The sequence below is a fragment of the Streptomyces sp. NPDC058092 genome (assembly GCF_042884935.1).
Classification (GTDB): Bacteria; Actinomycetota; Actinomycetes; order Streptomycetales; family Streptomycetaceae; genus Streptomyces.
On the sequence record NZ_JBHVSY010000001.1, the window covers coordinates 84,840 to 103,371 of the forward strand.

General features: G+C 71.6%; 21 protein-coding genes. 9 read left to right on the forward strand and 12 right to left on the reverse strand.

The annotated features are described in order from the left end of the window. Positions 1-147 precede the first annotated feature (147 nt). A complete protein-coding gene (locus tag ACFVV1_RS00440; RefSeq protein WP_389982238.1) occupies positions 148-540 on the forward strand; it encodes an STAS domain-containing protein in 393 nt (130 codons plus the stop codon). A gap of 99 nt (positions 541-639) precedes the next feature. On the opposite strand, the gene ACFVV1_RS00445 is transcribed toward ACFVV1_RS00440, so the two are convergent. The 3 genes from ACFVV1_RS00445 to ACFVV1_RS00455 form a co-directional block, all read right to left on the reverse strand. After that, positions 640-1,626 (reverse strand): sigma-70 family RNA polymerase sigma factor, encoded by a 987-nt coding sequence (locus tag ACFVV1_RS00445; protein ID WP_389982241.1) that lies wholly within the window; start codon positions 1,624-1,626, stop codon positions 640-642. 105 nt (positions 1,627-1,731) lie between these two features. Further along, the gene (locus ACFVV1_RS00450) at positions 1,732-2,448 is read right to left on the reverse strand and encodes a L,D-transpeptidase family protein (protein ID WP_389982243.1); all 717 of its coding nucleotides are present in this window, start codon (positions 2,446-2,448) and stop codon (positions 1,732-1,734) included. 110 nt (positions 2,449-2,558) lie between these two features. Then, entirely contained in the window at positions 2,559-3,881 is a 1,323-nt protein-coding gene (locus ACFVV1_RS00455; RefSeq protein WP_389982245.1) for an MFS transporter, read from the reverse strand. Positions 3,882-3,943: 62 nt separating this feature from the next. On the opposite strand from ACFVV1_RS00455, the gene ACFVV1_RS00460 reads away from it, so the two are divergent. Next, entirely contained in the window at positions 3,944-4,897 is a 954-nt protein-coding gene (locus ACFVV1_RS00460; RefSeq protein ID WP_389982248.1) for a LysR family transcriptional regulator, read from the forward strand. A gap of 104 nt (positions 4,898-5,001) precedes the next feature. Here ACFVV1_RS00460 and ACFVV1_RS00465 read toward each other — a convergent pair whose 3' ends face one another. From ACFVV1_RS00465 to ACFVV1_RS00475, 3 genes are read right to left on the reverse strand one after another with little or no spacing between them, the layout of a single operon-like run. Next, positions 5,002-5,499 carry a hypothetical protein gene (locus ACFVV1_RS00465; RefSeq protein ID WP_389982251.1) on the reverse strand — a complete coding sequence of 166 codons (498 nt, stop codon included), beginning with the start codon at positions 5,497-5,499 and terminating at the stop codon, positions 5,002-5,004. Continuing rightward, the gene (locus ACFVV1_RS00470; protein WP_389982254.1) at positions 5,496-7,007 is read right to left on the reverse strand and encodes an ATP-binding protein; all 1,512 of its coding nucleotides are present in this window, start codon (positions 7,005-7,007) and stop codon (positions 5,496-5,498) included. Before ACFVV1_RS00470 ends, ACFVV1_RS00465 begins: the two co-directional genes overlap by 4 nt. Beyond that, complete coding sequence (locus tag ACFVV1_RS00475; protein ID WP_389982257.1) at positions 7,004-7,696, reverse strand: response regulator; 693 nt, start codon at positions 7,694-7,696, stop codon at positions 7,004-7,006. The genes ACFVV1_RS00470 and ACFVV1_RS00475 overlap by 4 nt, the downstream gene beginning before the upstream one ends. Positions 7,697-7,792: 96 nt before the next feature. Between ACFVV1_RS00475 and ACFVV1_RS00480 the strand changes: the two genes are divergently transcribed. From ACFVV1_RS00480 to ACFVV1_RS00495, 4 genes are read left to right on the forward strand one after another with little or no spacing between them, the layout of a single operon-like run. Beyond that, on the forward strand, positions 7,793-8,485 hold the full coding sequence (locus ACFVV1_RS00480; protein WP_389982260.1) for a hypothetical protein: 693 nt from the start codon (positions 7,793-7,795) through the stop codon (positions 8,483-8,485). After that, a complete protein-coding gene (locus tag ACFVV1_RS00485; protein WP_389982263.1) occupies positions 8,482-9,558 on the forward strand; it encodes a peptidoglycan-binding protein in 1,077 nt (358 codons plus the stop codon). Before ACFVV1_RS00480 ends, ACFVV1_RS00485 begins: the two co-directional genes overlap by 4 nt. After that, entirely contained in the window at positions 9,555-10,274 is a 720-nt protein-coding gene (locus ACFVV1_RS00490; protein WP_389982266.1) for an ABC transporter ATP-binding protein, read from the forward strand. The genes ACFVV1_RS00485 and ACFVV1_RS00490 overlap by 4 nt, the downstream gene beginning before the upstream one ends. Then, on the forward strand, positions 10,271-11,464 hold the full coding sequence (locus tag ACFVV1_RS00495; RefSeq protein ID WP_389982269.1) for an ABC transporter permease: 1,194 nt from the start codon (positions 10,271-10,273) through the stop codon (positions 11,462-11,464). Before ACFVV1_RS00490 ends, ACFVV1_RS00495 begins: the two co-directional genes overlap by 4 nt. A gap of 343 nt (positions 11,465-11,807) precedes the next feature. On the opposite strand, the gene ACFVV1_RS00500 is transcribed toward ACFVV1_RS00495, so the two are convergent. The 4 genes from ACFVV1_RS00500 to ACFVV1_RS00515 all read right to left on the reverse strand — a co-directional run bounded on the left by ACFVV1_RS00500 (position 11,808) and on the right by ACFVV1_RS00515 (position 14,870). Continuing rightward, positions 11,808-12,353 carry a hypothetical protein gene (locus ACFVV1_RS00500; RefSeq protein WP_389982272.1) on the reverse strand — a complete coding sequence of 182 codons (546 nt, stop codon included), beginning with the start codon at positions 12,351-12,353 and terminating at the stop codon, positions 11,808-11,810. Continuing rightward, entirely contained in the window at positions 12,350-12,496 is a 147-nt protein-coding gene (locus ACFVV1_RS00505) for a hypothetical protein (RefSeq protein WP_389982275.1), read from the reverse strand. Before ACFVV1_RS00505 ends, ACFVV1_RS00500 begins: the two co-directional genes overlap by 4 nt. A gap of 524 nt (positions 12,497-13,020) precedes the next feature. After that, positions 13,021-13,425, reverse strand: a complete 405-nt coding sequence (locus tag ACFVV1_RS00510) for a cupin domain-containing protein (RefSeq protein ID WP_389982278.1) — start codon at positions 13,423-13,425, stop codon at positions 13,021-13,023. Next, the gene (locus ACFVV1_RS00515; protein ID WP_389982281.1) at positions 13,422-14,870 is read right to left on the reverse strand and encodes an MFS transporter; all 1,449 of its coding nucleotides are present in this window, start codon (positions 14,868-14,870) and stop codon (positions 13,422-13,424) included. The genes ACFVV1_RS00510 and ACFVV1_RS00515 overlap by 4 nt, the downstream gene beginning before the upstream one ends. A gap of 57 nt (positions 14,871-14,927) precedes the next feature. Here ACFVV1_RS00515 and ACFVV1_RS00520 point away from each other — a divergent pair, with 57 nt between their 5' ends. Then, positions 14,928-15,596: a TetR/AcrR family transcriptional regulator gene (locus tag ACFVV1_RS00520; protein WP_389982284.1), complete on the forward strand. Its 669-nt coding sequence runs from the start codon at positions 14,928-14,930 to the stop codon at positions 15,594-15,596. A gap of 167 nt (positions 15,597-15,763) precedes the next feature. Here the strand turns inward: ACFVV1_RS00520 and ACFVV1_RS00525 are convergent, their stop codons facing one another. Further along, complete coding sequence (locus ACFVV1_RS00525) at positions 15,764-16,525, reverse strand: alpha/beta hydrolase family protein (RefSeq protein WP_389982287.1); 762 nt, start codon at positions 16,523-16,525, stop codon at positions 15,764-15,766. Between the two features lie 103 nt (positions 16,526-16,628). On the opposite strand from ACFVV1_RS00525, the gene ACFVV1_RS00530 reads away from it, so the two are divergent. Further along, positions 16,629-17,783 carry an adenosine deaminase gene (locus tag ACFVV1_RS00530; RefSeq protein ID WP_389982290.1) on the forward strand — a complete coding sequence of 385 codons (1,155 nt, stop codon included), beginning with the start codon at positions 16,629-16,631 and terminating at the stop codon, positions 17,781-17,783. Between the two features lie 135 nt (positions 17,784-17,918). Then, positions 17,919-18,236 (forward strand): hypothetical protein, encoded by a 318-nt coding sequence (locus ACFVV1_RS00535; RefSeq protein WP_389982293.1) that lies wholly within the window; start codon positions 17,919-17,921, stop codon positions 18,234-18,236. A gap of 90 nt (positions 18,237-18,326) precedes the next feature. On the opposite strand, the gene ACFVV1_RS00540 is transcribed toward ACFVV1_RS00535, so the two are convergent. Further along, positions 18,327-18,527: a PspC domain-containing protein gene (locus ACFVV1_RS00540; protein ID WP_389982296.1), complete on the reverse strand. Its 201-nt coding sequence runs from the start codon at positions 18,525-18,527 to the stop codon at positions 18,327-18,329. Positions 18,528-18,532 lie beyond the last annotated feature (5 nt).

Below are 18,532 nucleotides of genomic sequence, written 5' to 3' on the forward strand. Positions count from 1 at the left end.
CCCGAGGGGCCACTGGACAGTCGGTACCGATGAGATGTCGGTGCTGACCGGTTCACCTGCCTAGAGGGGGAATTGATCGAAAAGGTTCACAGGAACCGTGCAGATGGCCGCAGTTGACGGACGTTCACCGTGCGGAGGCGGTCAGCGATGAGTTTCGGCCGCCGGGTCGGTCTCCCTGGTGTGGAAGCCAGGACCTCGATCGTTCTTGTCGTCACCGGCCGCGTCACGCGGGCCACGGTGCCGGGACTCTGTGCCGAGCTGGAGTCGCTGCTGTACGACCCCGGGGGCGTCGTCCGTGAAGCCGACGCCGGGGTGGACTGCGATGTGGGCGGGGTCGTACAGGCGGACCTGGCCCTGGTCGAGGCGATAGCGCGGCTGGGGCTCGTCGTACGCCGGGCGGGCGGCGGCCGGCTGCGACTGCGGCTGCGCAACGCACCGCCCGAACTGCGGGCCCTGCTGGACCTGGTGGGGCTGGCCGACGTGGTGGACGTCGGGTGCGGGACCGGGGCCGAAGCCGAAGCCGGGGGGAGTGGGGCCTGAGGGTGCGGGGTCCGGAGGGTGCGCGCCCGGCGCGGGCGCTCGCCCGCGCCGCCCGCCCGCGCCCCGTTCCCCCTCAGTCCCGCCCTATGGCTTCCCGCCTCACGCCGCGTCGTCGAGATGATCCGGCAGGCCGAACAGCGGGAACCAGCGCGGGGTGTCCAGGAAGCAGTGCATCCCGGTGACGGAGCCCTCCGAGACGTCGATGACCTGCACCGCCCACGGCACGAACCCGGGCCCGTCCGGATCCGGCTTGTAGTGCGCGAACGCCGGGGTGCCGTTCGCCGACGTCGCCACCAGGCGGGAGCCCGCGCAGCCCGCGCCGATGGAGAGCATGAAGCCGGTGATGTCGTCGTGCCCCTGGAGCCAGAGGTCGAACGGCGGCATCGTCATCACGGCGTCCTCATGGAGCAGCGCGGTCAGCGCCGCCATGTCGTAGCCCTCGAAGGCCGCTACGTACCGCTCAAGCAGCTTGCGCTGCTCCTCGTCGAGCGGATTCGCGGTGTCGACGGCCTCGCCCTCGTGTTCCGTGAGGGTCGCGCGCGCCCGCTGGAGGGCGCTGTTGACCGAGGCGACCGAGGTGTCGAGCAGCTCGGCGACCTCGCTCGCCCTCCAGGCCAGCACCTCGCGCAGGATCAGCACGGCCCGCTGCTTGGGCGGCAGATGCTGCAACGCGGCGACGAACGCGAGCCGCACCGACTCCCGCGCCACCGCGGCCTCCGCCGGGTCCGTGACCGTGGGCAGGATCCGCCCGTCCGGCATCGGCTCCAGCCAGGTGTTCTCCGGCAGCGGGTTGAGCGCCGCCCGGGCGAGCGGCGTCGGGCCCGTCAGATCGACCGGACGGGCCCGCTTCTTGCCGGCGTTCAGCATGTCCAGACAGACGTTGGTGGCGATGCGGTACAACCAGGACCGCAACGAGGAACGCCCCTCGAACTTCTCGAAGTTGCGCCAGGCACGCACCATGGTGTCCTGCACCGCGTCCTCCGCCTCGAAGGCCGAACCGAGCATCCGGTAGCAGTAGCCAGTCAGCTCGACCCGGTGTCCCTCCAGACGGCTGTCGATGTCCGCCGCCGCTGTCAGATCACTCATCGCTCCACCCCTGTTGCGCTGTGACACCGCTCACTCAGCACTTCGGAAGCTACCGCAGGCCACTGACAACGGGGACGGGAAGCACTGAAGCCGCACACCTTCCGGTCACGTTCCGGGCTTGCGCCCGTACACGTACACGTCGTCGCCGTTCTTCAGCAGATTCCAGTACGACTTCGCGTCGGCGGGACGCATGTTGACGCAGCCGTGCGACCCCGGCGGGTTCCACATCTTCACGCCCACCGAGTGGAACGCCTGCCCGCCGTCGAAGAACTGGGAGTACGGCATCGACACGTGGTAGATCGACGAGACGTGGTTGATGTGCCGCCAGTAGATCTTCTTCGCCCCGGTGCGCGTCTCGTACGTGTCCCGCCCGGTCCGCACCGGCACAGGGCCGAACTTCAGCTTGCTGCCGTCCTGGATCCAGCTCAGCTGGCGGGTCAGGTCGACGCACGCGATGCGCCCCTTGTTCGTGGGGCACTTCTTGGCCTTGTTGGGGTTCGTGCCGGCCGCCTTCTGGGCCGTGAGCGTCTTCATGGTGCGCCAGGTGACCGGTCCCGCGTAACCGATCGTGGGCGTGACGCCGTAGGTGGTCTGGAACGACCGGATCGCCTTGCAGTCGGCGGCCGACTGCCTGCCGTCGACCGGCCGGTGGAGATACTTCTCGACCTGCTTCTGGTACGGCCCGGTGGACGTCGTGCAGGACGCCGCCTGCGCGGATCCGCCGGTGCCCACGACGAGGGCGGGCGCCGCCATCAGACCGGCGACGGACAGCGCGACCGCGCGCCGCGACCCGCCCCCCCGTATGTTTCCTGCGATTCCCATGTACGCCAACTCCCCTTCGCGCGCCGTGAGGTGATTCCGTCTGCTAGACGCGCGTCGGGGAGTGGATGGTTGTGCGCCGTATGTCTCAGTTCTGTACGGACGCCACGATGTCAGCTCTGCACGGATGCCACCGGCACGAGCCGCCGCCGCTCGGCGCGCGCGGCCCGCGAGCCGTACAGCGTGACCGAGACGACGCCGAGGACCGCGAACAGCCCCAGCGACACGGTCCCGGCCCAGCCCCCGGCGTGGAAGGCGACCGCGCCGAGCGTGCCGCCCGCGCTGGAGCCCAGGTAGTACGCGGACTGGTACAGCGCCGACGCCTGGGCCCGGCCCTTCGTCGCCGTACGGCTCACGGACGAGGAGGCGACCGCGTGCCCGGCGAAGAATCCCGCCGTGATCAGGACCAGGCCGAGGAGTACGGCGGCCAGCTGGTCGGCGAGCGACAGCAGCAGACCGGCGGCCGTCGTGGAGACGGCCAGGTACAGCGCGCCCCGTCGGCCGAGGCGGGCGACCAGCTTGCCGGCCGCGGCGGAGGAGACCGTACCGACGAGATAGACCAGGAAGATCGAGCCGACGACGCCCTGCGGGAGGTTGAACGGTGCCTCCACCAGGCGGTAGCCGATCACCGTGTAGACCGCGCCGAACACCGTCATGAACAGCGCGCCGATCGCGTACAGCCGGCGCAGCAGCGGGTCGGCGAGGTGCCCGCCCACCGTCTTCGCGAGGGCCTTCGGGTTCAGCGAACCCGGGGTGAAGTGCCGGGCCCTGGGGATCATGAAGTGGAAGACGACCGCGCAGGCCACGGCCAGCAGCCCGACCGCGCCGAGCGCCGCCCGCCAGCCCCACAGCTGCGCGATCCAGCCGGTGAGGATGCGGCCGCTCATCCCGCCGATGCTGTTGCCCGCCACGAACAGTCCGATCGCGGCGACCAGTGCCTTCGGCCGTACCTCCTCGGCCAGATACGCCATCGCGGACGCGGGGAGTCCGGCCAGCGCCGCGCCCTGGACGGCGCGCAGCGCGATCAGCCAGCCCAGCGAGGGCGCGAACGGCACGAGCAGCCCGACCAGTACGGCGACCGTCAGCGACGCGGTCATCATCTGCCGCCGCCCGAACCGCTCGGACAGCGCACTCATCGGCAGCACGCACAGCGCCAGCGCGCCCGTCGCGGCGGAGACCGTCCAGCTGGCCTGGCCGGCCGTGGCGCCGAGGGAGGCGGAGACGGCGGGCAGCAGGGCCTGGGTGGAGTAGAGGAGTGCGAACGTCGCGACACCGGCGGCGAAGAGCGCGAAGCTCATCCGGCGGTAGCCGGGGCGGCCCGGTTCGAGACGGTCCGGCGCGGCGGTGCCGGTGGTGGTGGCAGCGGCGGCGACGGGGGACGGCTGGGGTGAGGCGACCACGGTGAGGGTGGACGCCCCGGTACTGGCAGGAGGCATGGTTCGAAAGTAGGCCGCCCGGCTTCATGCGTCCAATGCACGAAGTGACGATAATCAATCCCATGGTGCATGAACACAGGTCACAGCCACGGCTGTCACCCAGTAGTTACGAAGAAGACATTCGCGCCGTCCTCGCGCCGCGACTGGCCCACTTCGAGGCGGTGGCCCGCCACGAGCACGTCACCCGCGCCGCGCACGAGCTCGGCGTCCCGCAGTCGACGCTCTCGCGGTCGATGGTCAGGCTCGAACAGGACCTGGGAGTCGCCCTGTTCGCCCGCAAGGGCCGTACCGTCTCCCTCACGCCCGCGGGCCGCACCTTCCTGGGCTCCGCCGAGCGTGCCCTCGCCGAGGTCGAGAAGGCCGCCGACTCGGTACGGGCCGACGCCGACCCGGCCACCGGCAAGGTCGCCTTCGGCTTCCTGCACACCATGGGCTCCGAGACCGTGCCCGCCCTGATTCGCGCCTTCCGCGCCGACCACCCCCGGGTCCGCTTCCAGCTCGTGCAGAACTACGGCGAGGCGATGATCGAACGCCTCCGGGCCGGCGGCCTCGACCTCTGCCTCACCTCACCCGTCCCGGACGCCCCCGACCTCGTCGCCCGCCGCCTCGACGAGCAGCGACTGCGTCTCGTCGTCCCCGAGGACCACCGGCTCGCCTCGCGCCGCCGCATCCGCCTGGCGGAGGCCGCCGACGAGAAGTTCGTCACCCTCGAACCCGGGTACGGCCTGCGGCGGATCACCGACGACCTGTGCGCGGAGGCGGGTTTCACCCCACGTGTCGCCTTCGAGGGCGAGGAGGCGGAGACCCTGCGCGGCCTGGTCGCGGCCGGCCTGGGCGTGGCCCTGCTGCCGCCGCCCGCCGTGGCCCGCCCCGGAGTCGTCGAACTCACGGTGACGGCCCCGAGGGCGGCCCGCGAGATCGGCGTCGCCTGGCTGGACGGCCACCCGGACACCCCGCCGGTGGCCGCGTTCAAACGGTTCCTGCTGTCGCGGCGGGGGCATTTGCTGCCGGAGTGAGCTGGGCCCGGGACTCCAGGCAGGACCGCCGAGCGGATCGGCGGGGGCCGGCGGGGGCGTCCGTCGCGGACGACGACACCAGGAGGACGCGCCCGGCGCGCGCCTCACCCGTTGAGGAACTCCGCACACCGGTAGGGGCCCAGCGCGGCGCCTTCGGACGGCCGCAGGGTGACCTCGACGTCGTCGGTCCTGACCTTCGGGTCGAGTACGGACTGGGCGCGCGCCAGTGTGCACACCAACTGCCCCGTGCCCAGGTCGCGCGCAGTTTCTGCATAGGGGCCGTCGAGGCGCAGCGTGACGCGGGTGTCCGTGCCGGTCGCCGAGAAGCCGTCGAGGTGGACGAGAGAGGTGAGCCCGTCGCGCTGCGCGGCGAGCGACGGCCCCTCGGCGAGCAGCAGCTTCACCACCGCGTCGAGGTTGTCGACCTCCCTGTCGAGCAGCGGCACTGCGCGCAGTCCGCTGTCGGACGCGAAGTACAGCCGCATCCCGCGCGTCGGCCCGGACGCGGGCTCGCCCGCGTCCATCACTCCGGTCGGCTGGACACCGCAGCCCATGAGGGCGATCCCCAGCGCGGCGACCACGCCCGCCTGCCGAACCTTCACTCCGTGCCTTCTCCCGAACGTCGCAGGGGCAGCCGCAGCGTGAACACCGCGCCGCGCTGCGGTCCGTCGGCCACGTCGATCGTGCCGCCGTGCAGCCGTGCGTTCTCCAGCGCGATTGCCGTGCCGAGGCCGCTGCCCTGTCCGCTGTCGTCGGCCGCGCCACGTGTGCGGGCCGCGTCCGCCTTGTAGAACCGGTCGAAGACCCGCTCCCGAGCCCCCGGCGGTAGCCCGGGACCTTGGTCGGCGACCTCCAGCGTCACCCACTCCCCGTCCGTCGCGAGGGTCGTCCCGAGGGTCACGGTGACCGGTGGGGCTCCGTGCCGCAGCGCGTTGCCCACCAGGTTCGCGACGATCACGTCGACGCGGCGCCGGTCGACCACCGCCCGTACGCCCTCACGGAGATGCGTCCGCACCCGGTCCGTCCAGCCGCGCAGCGCCAGCGACGCCCGTACGGTGTCGGCGAGGTCCATCTCGGCCCCGTTCAGCCGGACCGCCTTGGCGTCGAAGCGGGAGATCTCCATCAGGTCCTCGACCAGCCGGCACAGCCGCGCCGTCTCCGCGCCGACGGTACGGGCCGCCCGCGCCGCGTCCGGCGGCAGCTGGTCGGCGTCCTCCTCCAGGACGGTCGCCACCATCGTCATCGCCGCGAGGGGCGTGCGCAGTTCGTGTGACACGTCCGCCACGAAGCGGCGCGCCTTCGCCTCCTGCCCGCGCAGTTCCGCGTCGGAAGCCTGGAGCGCGTCGGCGGTCTCGTTGAACGTCCTTGCCAGGTCGGCGAGTTCGTCGTGCCCGGTGACGGCGACCCGGCTGCCGAGATCTCCGGCCGCCAGCTCGCGAGTGGCCCGGCCCAGCTTCCGCACCGGACGAAGGACGGTCCCCGCGGCCAGCAGCGCCAGGGCGGCGGCCAGCAGCATCACCGGCACGGTGCCCGCCCGTACGGAGTCCAGCAGGGCGGCGGTGTCGTCGCGCTCGGCCCGCAGATCGGCGAGCGCGAAGACCTCCAGGCCGGAGGTGCGGCGGTCCCCGTCGGCGTACGTCACGGGCATGCCGACGACCAGATAGGGCTCGCCCCGCCACACCACCCGCTGGAACCGGGCTCCGTCGCCGGCGCGCACGGCGGTGCGCAGATCGATGGTGATCAGGTCCTCCGTGCCGGCGAGCGAGTCGGAGACCGCGACGAGGTCCTGGTAGCGGGCGACCACGGGGCGGACGCCGACGCCCTCCGAGACCTTCGCCGCGAACCGGGACAGCGACTGCTGGTCGGGCGGCAGGTCGAAGTCGGCGGCTACCGCGGTGGCCCGCTCCCGGAGGTCGTTCACGGCGGCGTTCTGGGTGCGCTGGAGGATGGCGGTGCGGGCCTCCCGGTAGGCGAGGGCGGTCGCGGTCACCGCGCTGATGAGGGCGACGGCGACGAAGGTGGCGACGAGCCGGGTGCGCAGCCCGCCGACGAGCCGCCGGGAGCGCCTCGTCGAGGCGGCGCCGTGCCTGCCCCGGTCCGTACGGTTCACAGCGGACCGAAGCGGTAGCCGAAGCCCCGCACCGTCTGTACGTACCGCGGCTTGGCCGGTACGTCCTCGATCTTGGCCCGCAGCCGGCCGACCGCCGCGTCCACCAGCCGGGAGTCGCCCAGGTAGGTGTGGTCCCAGACGGATTCGAGGAGCTGCTCACGGCTGAGGACCCGGCCGGGGGAGGCCGACAGCTCCAGCAGCAGCCGCAGTTCGGTGGGCGGCAGCGGGACCGGTGTGCCGTTCCTGGTGACGGTCAGGCCGGCGCGGTCGATCACCAGCCCGGCGAGATCGGCGTCCGGACCCTGTCGTGCGGACGGCTCCGCGCGCCGCAACGCGGCCCGGATGCGGGCCTCCAGGACGGGCGCGGTGACCGGCTTGACGACGTAGTCGTCCGCGCCCGCCTCCAGGCCGGTCACGATGTCCGAGTCGTCGCCGCGCGCGGTCAGCATGATGACAGGCAGCGTCGCCGAGCGAGCGCGGATGCGGCGGCACACCTCGAAGCCGTCCATTCCGGGCAGCATCAGGTCCAGTACGGCCAGCTCGACCCGCGCGCCCCGCTCCCCGGCCAGCAGGGCGAGGGCCTGCTCGCCGGTGGCGGCGGTGTCCACGCCGTACCCGTGACGGCGCAGCACGAGCTCCATTCCGTCGCGTACGGACGCGTCGTCCTCGATCAGAAGCACATGCGGCATGGGGCCGATTATGAGCACGCCGGGACCGTTTCCGCCTACTCCGTACGGGGGCGGACGCGCAGGTCGGGGGCATTGTTACGTTCCCATCATGTGGCCATGGACGGGCCATCATCCGCGGCGGCGAATGTGCAGCGCATGAGCTTCCTCAGGACGAAACCCCGCACCACCGCCCGGCTGCGCGCGGCCACCCTCGTGGCCGTGCCCGTACTCGCCTTCTCCGTCGCCTGCGGCGGCGGTGACGACAGCGCCGACGGAGCGAAGAAGGACGACGCGATCGCCGACGTACCGGACGCGCCGACCGCGAGTGCCGCGAAGGGCGGGAGCGGGCCGGGCACTAGGCCCGCGGGCAAGAGCGCCTTCTACGACGCCCAGATGAAGTACGTCCAGTGCATGCGCGTCAAGGGCGGCTACAAGGACTTCCCGGACCCCAAGCTCAGCGGGTACCTCGACTGGGCGAAGGTCAACGAGATCGGCTCCCAGCCCGGCCGCAACGACGGCATCAAGGGCGGCAAGAACGGCGTCTGCGTCGACGAACTCCGGGCCGCCCTGTCGGCCGAGCCCGAGCGCGACCAGCAGAAGGCCTACGAGTCGATGCTCGCGCACGCCCGGTGCATGCGGGACAACGGCGTCTCCCAGTTCACCAACCCGACCATGAGCGGCGGCAACGCGGTCCCCGGCGGCGACCCGAACCCGGGGTCCCCGTCCATCGACCCGAAGTCACCGTCGTACAAGCGGGCCGCCGAGGCGTGCAAGTCGAAGCTGCTCGACGGTCTGGACGGCATGCAGTGAAGCGCCGCAGCGCCATCCTCGCGCTCGGCGCGGTGACTGTCACCGCCGCCGTCACCGGGGGAGTCCTGTTCCTCGGCGACGGCGGCGACGCGGACGCCTCCGGGAAGGGCGGCGACCTGCCGCCCGCCACCGCGACCGTCGTACGTACCGACCTCGTGCAGTCCAAGACGGTCGACGGCAAGCTCGACTTCGCGCGGCGCCGCGCAGTCAAGTCCGCCGTCGAGGGCACCGTTACGGTGGCCGCTTCCGAAGGGAAGACGCTGGCCATGGGGCAGGCGCTGTACGAGCTGAACGACAAGCCCGTCACCCTCCTCTACGGGCCGGTCCCGATGTTCCGCGAGATGAAGCCGGGCGACCACGGCAGTGACGTACTCCAACTGGAGCGCAGCCTGCGCGACCTGGGCTACGGGTCGACGCTGTACGTCGACACGCGGTACGACAAGGACACCGAGGCCGCCGTCAAGCGGTGGCAGAAGTCCCTGAACCGCGAAACCACCGGCAGGGTCGGCAAGGGCGACGTCGTCTTCCAGCCCGGCCAGGTCAAGGTGGTCTCCGCCGACGCGGCGCTCGCCGACCAGGTCGGCCCGGGCGAGCCGGTCCTGACGATCGCCTCCACCAAGCCCGTCGTACGGGCGCAACTGGAGCAGACCGACGGCGCGCTCACCTCGAGCGGCACCAAGGTCGAGGTCACTCTGCCGAGCGGGAACACCGCGCCCGGCCGGGTCGCCGGGACGGTGCGCCCCGAGGAGCCCGGCTCCGGGGGCGGAGCGGCCCAGCAGGGCATCACCGTCGAGGTCGTCCTGGACGGCGGGGAGAGCGCCGCGTCCGGCGAGGACACCAAGGTGTCGGCGAGCGTGAAGTTCGTCAGCGAGGCGCGCAAGGGAGTCCTCGCGGTCCCCGTCGAGGCGGTCGTCGCCCTGCGCGGCGAGAACGGCGGCTACGGCCTCCAGATCGTCCAGGGCACCACCTCAAGGATGGTGCGGGTGGAGACGGGCATGACCGCCGACGGGCAGATCGAGGTATCGGGCCCGGACGTGCGCGAGGGCATGACGGTCGGAGTGGCGAAGTCATGACGTCGGCCCCGGTGATCGAGCTGCGGGACGCCACCAAGTCGTACCCCGGCGGCGTCCACGCCCTGCGCCGAGTGAACCTCACCGTCGAAGAAGGCGAACTGGTCGCCGTCGTCGGCCCGTCCGGCTCCGGCAAGTCCACGATGCTCAACATCATGGGCACCCTCGACAAGCCCACCACGGGCGCCGTCCGGGTCGCCGGGTACGACGTGTCCGAACTCTCCGACTCCCGGCTCTCCGCACTGCGCGCCCGCCACATCGGCTTCGTGTTCCAGCACTTCCACCTGGCGACGGGGCGCGACGCGGTGGACAACGTCGCCGACGGGCTGCTGTACGCGGGCGTATCGCTGAAGGCACGGCGCGCGCGGGCGCGGGAAGCGCTCGCCAGGGTGCGACTGGACCACCGCAGCTCGCACACGCCGAACGAGCTGTCCGGCGGCGAGAAGCAGCGCGTGGCCATCGCCCGCGCCCTGGTGGGAGATCCCGGGCTGCTGCTCGCGGACGAACCGACCGGGGCGCTGGACACCGCGTCCGGCGAGATCGTCATGGAGCTGCTGCACGAGCTGAACGCGTCCGGCACCACCATCTGCGTGATCACCCATGACAACGAGATCGCGGACTCGCTGCCGCGCCGGGTCCGTTTCAAGGACGGCGAAATCGTCTCGGACTCGCGTTCCGGCGCGCGCTCCGACTCCCATACGGAAAAGGGCAGTTCATGAGGAACGATCTCAAGCCTGCCCGCCTCTCCCCGCGTGACATACTCCGCGTCGGTGCGGTCGGCCTGCGCGCGCGTCGCGCGCGCGTGGTGCTCTCGGCGCTCGGCATCGCCATCGGCATCGCGACCATGGTCGTGGTCGTCGGACTGTCCGAGTCGAGCCGCGCGGACCTGATGGCCCGGCTCGACCGCCTCGGCACCAACCTTCTCACCGCCGAGGCGGGCGAGGAGGCCATGGGACAGGACGTCAAGCTCCCCAAGAGCGCGGTCGCGATGGTCGAGCGCATCGGCCCGGTGCAGCACGCCACGGCCACCGCCGACGTCGATGCCCGCATCCGCCGCAGTGACGTGGTCCCCGAGGAGCGCACCGCCGGCGTCATCACCCAGGCGGCCCGCCTCGACCTGCTGTCCACGCTCGGCGGCGAGGTCGACAAGGGCGCCTGGCTGGATCCGGCCGGCGAACGCCTCCCGACGACGGTCCTCGGCGCGGTGGCGGCGGAGCGTCTTGGCATCACCCGCACCGGCGAGACGATCATGATGAACGACACACGCGTGGTCGTCGTCGGCATCCTCGAACCGATCGAACTGTTCCCCACCCTGGACCGGGTGGCCATCGTCGGATTCCCCGCCGCCGAACGCTACTTCGGCTTCGACGGCCATCCCACCACCATCTTCGAGCGCTCCACGGACGCCTCGGTGGAGGATGTACGGGCCGTCCTGGCCCGTACCATCAGCCCCGGAAACGAGGCGGACGTCAAGGTCTCCCGCCCCTCGGACGCGCTGGCCGCCAAGGCCGCAACCGACGAGGGCCTGACGACCCTGATGCTCGGCCTGGGCGCGGTGGCTCTGCTGGTCGGCGGTGTGGGTGTCGCCAACACCATGGTCATCTCCGTCCTGGAACGCCGCCAGGAGATCGGCCTGCGCCGCTCGCTGGGCGCGACCCGCAACGCGGTCCGGCTCCAGTTCCTGACCGAGTCGCTGCTGCTGTCGGGGTTGGGCGGGGCGACGGGTGCGCTGCTGGGCGCGGCGGCGACGTACGGCTTCGCGCGGTTCCAGGGGTGGACGGTGGTGGTCCCGCCCTGGTCCCTGGCGGGCGGCCTGGCTGCCACCCTCCTGATCGGCGTGGTCGCGGGCCTCTATCCGGCGATCCGCGCCTCCCGTCTCCACCCGACGGTGGCCCTGAACGCGACGTGAGGTGGCGGCGCGGGGCCCCTCGTTCCGCTTCGGGGCCGCCCGCCGTACCGCACGGACCCGGGCGCCGCCGGAAATTGAACTGCGGTGCGGTGCCGGCTGTGACAGGGCGACGCGCCCACAGCTCGGTCCCGCAGCAACCGCAGGTCTGGCCGGTCACCTGCCCGTCGAACCCGGCACCCCCGAGTACCTCGAACTGCTGCGTCGGCTGCATACCGGCCTGAAGCACCTCTGAGGGAAATCCCCCGCACATGACACCCTGCTGGACAGCCGGACCACGGCACGTCGGCGGACGTAGTGCGGTGGCGGGGCTCGCCTCCCTGCGTAGCCCCCGCTCGGCCGGGCGTCACCGTTCGCCGGACGCCCTGCCGCCGGCCGCGCGTACGGCCCGCTCGAAGTACTCGCGTTCGCGCGAGCCTTCCGGCGCGCCGAGGAGACCGAGGCCGCGGTCGGCGAACGGCCGGAACAGCCGACCGTGCCGGAGCAGGGCATCGAACGCCGGGTTGTCGGTGTCGACGACGGTGGCCAGAGGCAGCGTGCGCGCGGCCCCCACGGCCATCGTCACCGCCCACCTGGCGATGTCGTCCTCCTCGACCGGGAGCGGAGTGAACCTGACCCCGCCCACCTCTGCCCAGGCCGCGCGTCGGCGGTTCCAGGGCCGGACGACCGTGATGCCGACGTCGTCCAGGCATACGGCGAACCGGCCCCGCAGCGCGAAGTGCAGCACGACCGGCAGCAGCAGGCACGTGGGGATGAACCACGCCTTCGGATGGTCCCCCAACGCACCGAAGACACCCGCGACGGTGACGGAAACCCAGGTGAAGGCCGTTTCGGCACACAGCCACTGCACCCGAAGCGGGCCCTCCAGCACGCGTACCCGCACCGCGGTCACGACCGCCCCACCAGCCACGACCCGGTCGGCGAAGTCGCGTACACCGCACGGCCGGCCGAGCAGCTGTCCGTCGCGAAGACGGACACGCAGAACGCGATCGCGTTGATCAGGAGGCTGGACGCGGTCAGCACGTCCACCGCCACCGGATGGACCGTGGGCCACCTCCCGGAAGTGCTGACAGCCGCGCTGCAGACACCGGCACTCATGAGCCCCCCTCACGCTGTCGGTGTTCATGGATGTTCATCGTGTGATGAGCCTATGAGTCACGGCGGCGAAGCGGCATGAGTGCGCGTACTCAACTCCAGCTGCCGCACACCCGGTTCCTCGGTCGGCCGGGTGAAATGACACCTGCAAGAGCTGCGGCACGGGTGCCAGGCATGCATCAGCAAAGGCCCCGGTGCCCTTCGGGGTCCCGTGCCGTCACGGTGGCCGCTACCGAGTGCGTTTGGGGTCCCGGCGGTCGTGATCCGGCTCCGGCCGCTCGCTGGAGGGCCGGTTCCCGGAGCTGCTGGAGCGCGGAGCATCGAGCCTCCGGGCCGGACCCGGATCACGAAAGTGCTGGTCGCGGCCCGCAACCGGTGGGAGAGGGCGTTCTGCGCGCGGACCATCGAGCGCCTGGGCGAGGCTTGTGGTGGCCCGGCAGCGCATCTGCCGGGCCACCTTCCGGTCAGCGGGTTTCGGTGCGCTTTTCGAGGCGGGTGCCGTGGCGAAGGGTGATCGACATCAGGTCGCTGGGAGCGTCCAGCTCCAGGCGGTGCCAGCGGCCACGGGGGACGATCACGGCGGTGCCTGCCTGCAACTGCACCATGTCCTCGCCGCCGCCGGGCCCGGCGGGACGGAAGTAGAGGCGGACGCCACCGGTCAGGCAGCACACCGCCTCCTCGGCCTCCGGGTGCATCTCCCAGTAGTCGGCGTGAACGTCGGCGTCGGTCTCCACGTGGAACGTCGCGATCTGCCAGGCGCCGGAGTCGCTGCTCGTCATCCGCCGTTCGGCGACTCGGACATCGCCGTCGGGGTGGACATGCAGCGCCGAGGCGAACAGGTCGATGGATGAGATGGGTGTCGTCGTCATGACGGCGTTCCTTCCAGTCGGTTCTCTGCGGGGGCGGCGGGTTGCGGGTCAGGTGTTTCGGCCCGGCGGCGGGGCAGCAAGCCGATCGCCACGACCGCCGCGAGAACGAAGAGGGCGGCGGCGACGACCAGGCCCAGGGCGTAGCCGTCGTTGAGCGCGGCGGGGTCGGTGGCCGTGCCGGTGCGGTGTGCTGCGAGGGTGGCCAGGGCGGCCAGACCGATGCAGCCGCCGAGTTGGCGGGAGCTGTTCATGAGGCCGGAGGCCATGCCGGCCTCGCGGGGGGCAACGCCGGTGGTTGCGGCGGCGACGATCGGCGCTATGACCAGTCCGACGCCGACGCCGGTGATGATGCAGGGGCCGAGCACGTCGGTGAGGAAGCCGCCGTCGGGACTGATGAAGGCGAACCAGGCCAGGCCCGCGGCGGCCAGCAGGGCGCCGGGAACCAGGGACGCACGGGGGGTGCGTGCCGCGGTGACGCGGGTCGCGACGAGGGTGCCCGCGACCAGGCTCACGGAGAAGGGCAGGAACGCAGCGCCGGTCGCTGCGGCACCCATGCCCAGAACCTGCTGCATATACAGGGACACGAAGTAGAACGCCGCGAACTGCCCGGCCGTAGAAAAGAAGACCAGCACGTTGGCGCCGGCGACCCAGCGGCTGCGCAGCAGGCCGAGGCGCAACAGTGGTGCGGGAGTCCTGGATTCGGCGAAGACGAAGGCGGCCAGGAGCATGGCCGCGGCGACGAGCATCGCCAATGTGGCCGGTGATCCCCACCCTTGGGCGTCGGCGCGGACGACACCGAGCACCAGCAGCCCGACTCCGCCGGTCGCCAGGACGGCGCCGAGCACGTCCAGCCTCTCGCGCCGGGCGGGGCGTGCTTCGGCAGGCACGCCTGCGCGAACCAGCGCGAGAGCCACCGCCACGATAGGCAGATTGATCAGCATCACCCAGCGCCAACCCGCGTACTCGGTCAGCAGCCCGCCCGCCAGCACGCCCAGCGCTCCCCCCGCGGCGTTCACCCCGCTCCACACCCCGAGCGCGCGCACGCGCTGCGGGCCCTCGGTGAACGTGGTGGTGAGCATCGCCAGCGCGGCCGGGGCGGCCGCGGCGGCCCCCAGGCCCTGACCGGCGCGGGCGGCGATCAATTGCCATGGCGCCTGAGCCAACCCGCCCGCCAGCGAGCACATCCCGAATACGGCCAGGCCCAGCACGAACAGCCGACGCCGTCCGTACAGGTCGCAGGCGCGGCCCCCCAGCAGCAGAAATCCGCCGAGCGTGAGGGCGTATACGTGCACGACCCACGACAGGTCGAGCGGCGCGAACCCCAGCGCGGCGCGGATCGCGGGCAGTGCGACGTTGACCACCGATAAGTCCAGGGCGACGGCGAACTGGGCGACGGCCACCGCCGCCAGCACCACTCCGGGGCGCCCCCTTGAGTTTTTATACATGTACGGAAACTAGCCTGAGGGGATCCCCGTTGTCGACACCTGGGGGATGATGAGGGCATGCCGCAACCGTCCGCACCGCGCAAAACCCTCGGCCGACCTCCCCGCATCTCCCGCGAGGAGGTCGTCGAGACGGCCCGCCGGATCGTGGCCGCGGAAGGCGTGGACCGGCTGACCATGCGTCGGCTGGCCACAGAGGTCGGCAGTACACCCATGGCGCTCTACCACCACGTCCGCAACAAGGAAGAACTGCTCGTCCTGCTGATGGACGACTACGCCGCACGGGCGCTGCGCCGACCCGAACTGCCCGCCCGGCCTCGCGAGCGGATCGTCGTGGCCGCCGCCGCGATCCACGAGGCGCTCGCCGCCTGCCCCTGGATTGTGGAGGTGCTGACCGCCGACGACCTGATGTCCACGTCCGCCCTGTGGTTCGTCGAGCAGATCGTCGACGGCCTGGTCGAATGCGGCCTGCCCCCCGAGCGGGCCGTGCACGGTTACCGCACGATCTGGTACTACACCGCCGGAGAGATCGTGGTCCGGACGACAGCGGCCCGGCGGCGCACCGACGGTGACCGTGCGACCTACCGGGAGCGGGTCTTCGCCGATCTCGACCCGAGCGAGCTACCCCGCTTGGCGCAGGTCGCGGACCACTGGGCACCGCTGACCGCCGAGGACACCTATCTGGATGGGCTCCGAGCCCTGGTGGATGGCCTCCTCGCCACCCGCTGACGGGTTGCCGGTGACGATGTGCGCCTGGCCCCGGTACACCGGGGACCGGCCCGGCCGAGCTCCGGTTGCGAACAAGGCGGGCCCAGGCAGGCAGTGATGTGACTGCCTGGGCTCAGTCCCCCGGGTTCGGTGCAAGCGCTGCCTTCCCGGTCTCGGGGCCGCCCCCTTCACCCCCGCAGCGACTTCCCGAACCCCGCCGCCAGCGGCATCCGCAGCCCCAGTGGCGGCGGCGCCGCCAGCGCGTCGGCGACCGGGCGGGCGTAAGCACGCCCGAACAGCGATCCGCGGACGAAGTCCGTGGCCAGGGCCGCTACTTCGGCGCGGTGCTGGCGCAGCCCGTGGCCGTCGGAGTGGACCTCGAAGCGGCAGGTGTCGCGGTTGGCCTTCTTGGCGCGTTCGGCCAGGCGGAAGGAGAGCTCGGGGTCGGTGCGGGCATCGTTCGTACCGTGGACGAGCAGGACCTGCCGACCGAGCAGATGCTTCACCGGTTCCGGCTCGCCCGCCGCGTTCTCGGGCAGCCAAGGGGCCATCGCCAGAACGGAGTTGACCGCCGCGTGACCGCCCGCGCGGAGGGCGGCGCGGCCGCCCATGCCGTGGCCGGCGAGGCAGACGGGGACGTCGCCGTAGCGTCGTACGACCTCGTCCACCGCCCACCGGGCGTCCGCCGCGAGCTGCGCGTCGGTCGCGTTCCAGCCGCGGCAGCGGTAGCGCACGACATGCGCGGTGAGCCCGTCCTCCCGGCCTGCGCGGGCCAGGGTCCGGGCCAGCGGAAGTTGGAGGGCGTACGAGAGGGGGGAGGGGCGGCGGTGCGAGTCGGCCTCGCCGTCCGGGAGCAGCAGAACCACGCCGCTGACCGCAGTTGGTGCTCCGGCCGTCCTGACGGCCCGTCCCAGCCTTGCAGCAGGCAGGGGGAGTGTGCGCTGTGCCATGACGGAACAGTGTCAGAAGGAGAGGTGTACTCCACCCGTATTCGCGGTCACTGTTACGCATCGACAAGCGACAATCTACGCGCGTAGGCGCTAGAGTGCCCCAATGATGAGCCCGACCCTCCATGTGCCCGGCCAGGATCAGATCCGGCGTGCCCCCAAGGCCCTTCTCCACGACCACCTCGACGGCGGCCTGCGCCCGGGAACGATCGTCGACCTCGCCGTCGCGAGCGGATACGACGGACTCCCCGAGGCCGAGCCCGACAAGCTCGGCAGCTGGTTCCGCGAGGCGGCCGACTCCGGATCGCTGGAGCGCTACCTGGAGACGTTCGCCCACACCTGCGCCGTCATGCAGACCCGTGACGCCCTGGTCCGGGTGGCCGCCGAATGCGCCGAGGACCTGGCGGCGGACGGTGTCGTGTACGCCGAGGTGCGGTACGCCCCCGAGCAGCACCTGGAAGCCGGGCTGACCCTCGAAGAGGTTGTCGAGGCGGTCAACGAGGGCTTCCGGGAGGGTGAGCGCCGGGCCCGCCTGGACGGCCACCGCATCCGGGTGGGCGCCCTCCTCACCGCGATGCGGCACGCCGCCCGTTCCCTGGAGATCGCCGAACTCGCCAACCGCTACCGCGACCAGGGCGTCGTCGGCTTCGACATCGCGGGCGCGGAGGCGGGCTTCCCGCCCACCCGGCACCTCGACGCGTTCGAGTACCTCAAGCGCGAGAACAACCACTTCACCATCCACGCGGGCGAGGCCTTCGGCCTGCCGTCGATCTGGCAGGCCATCCAGTGGTGCGGCGCCGACCGGCTCGGCCACGGCGTCCGCATCATCGACGACATCGAGGTCGCCGAGGACGGCTCCGTGAAGCTCGGCCGGCTCGCCTCCTACGTACGGGACAAGCGCATCCCGCTGGAGCTGTGCCCGACCTCCAACCTCCAGACCGGCGCCGCCGCCTCCTACGCCGAGCACCCGATCGGGCTGCTGCGGAGGCTGCATTTCCGGGCCACCGTCAATACGGACAACCGGCTGATGAGCGGTACGAGCATGAGTCAGGAATTCGAGAGGCTGACCGAGACCTTCGGATACACGCTCGACGACATGCAGTGGTTCACCGTCAATGCGATGAAGTCGGCATTCATTCCTTTCGATGAACGTCTGGCGATGATCAACGATGTGATCAAGCCCGGATATGCCGAGCTGAAGTCCGAGTGGCTCTTCGAGCAGACCGCTACGACCAGCATTTCTTCCGCTTCCGCGGGCTGAACGGCACCCGTCCGGAAAGCGGCCGGGACGGCGGATTCCCGGCCGTTTCCCGTATCCGGCAGGTTTGCGGGACGGGTAGTGGGCTGACTACGTTTCAGACCCCCCCACATTCCTCTCCCCAAGGATGAATTTCACATGAAGCAGTCTGCTGTCAGGACTCTCGGCGTCGCCGCTGTCGGTGCCGCTTTCGCCGCTGCCGCCGCGGGTACCGCCTCCGCGGCCGTGCTGCCGGCCGACGCCGCGGCCACCGCCCTGCCGGTCGCCGGCTCGGCGCTGGAGACCGCGACCCGGTCCCTGCCGGTCCAGGACAAGGCCACCAAGCTCCTCGGCACCGGCCGGCAGAAGCTCGTCGGCGGGGCCACCACCCCGGTCAAGGGCCTACTCGGCGGCCTGCCCGCGGGCGGCATGCAGACCAGCGGCCTGACGACCAACGGTCTCCCGCTCGGCGGCTGACCCCCGACCCGGGGCCGCTCCCCGTACACACGCCTGTGGGCGGACACCCGGTCCGGGTGTCCGCCCACAGGCGTGTGGTGCGTACGCGGGTCACCAGGCGGTGGACGCCGTCTTCTCGGACGGGAACAGCACCCACAGCGCCAGGTAGAGCAGGAACTGCGGTCCCGGCAGCAGGCAGGAGACCAGGAAGATGACGCGCATGGTTCCCGCGGAGGTGCCGAAGCGCCTTGCCAGCGCTGCGCACACTCCGCCGATCATGCGTCCGTCACGGGGGCGGGCAAGTGCGGCCATGGTGG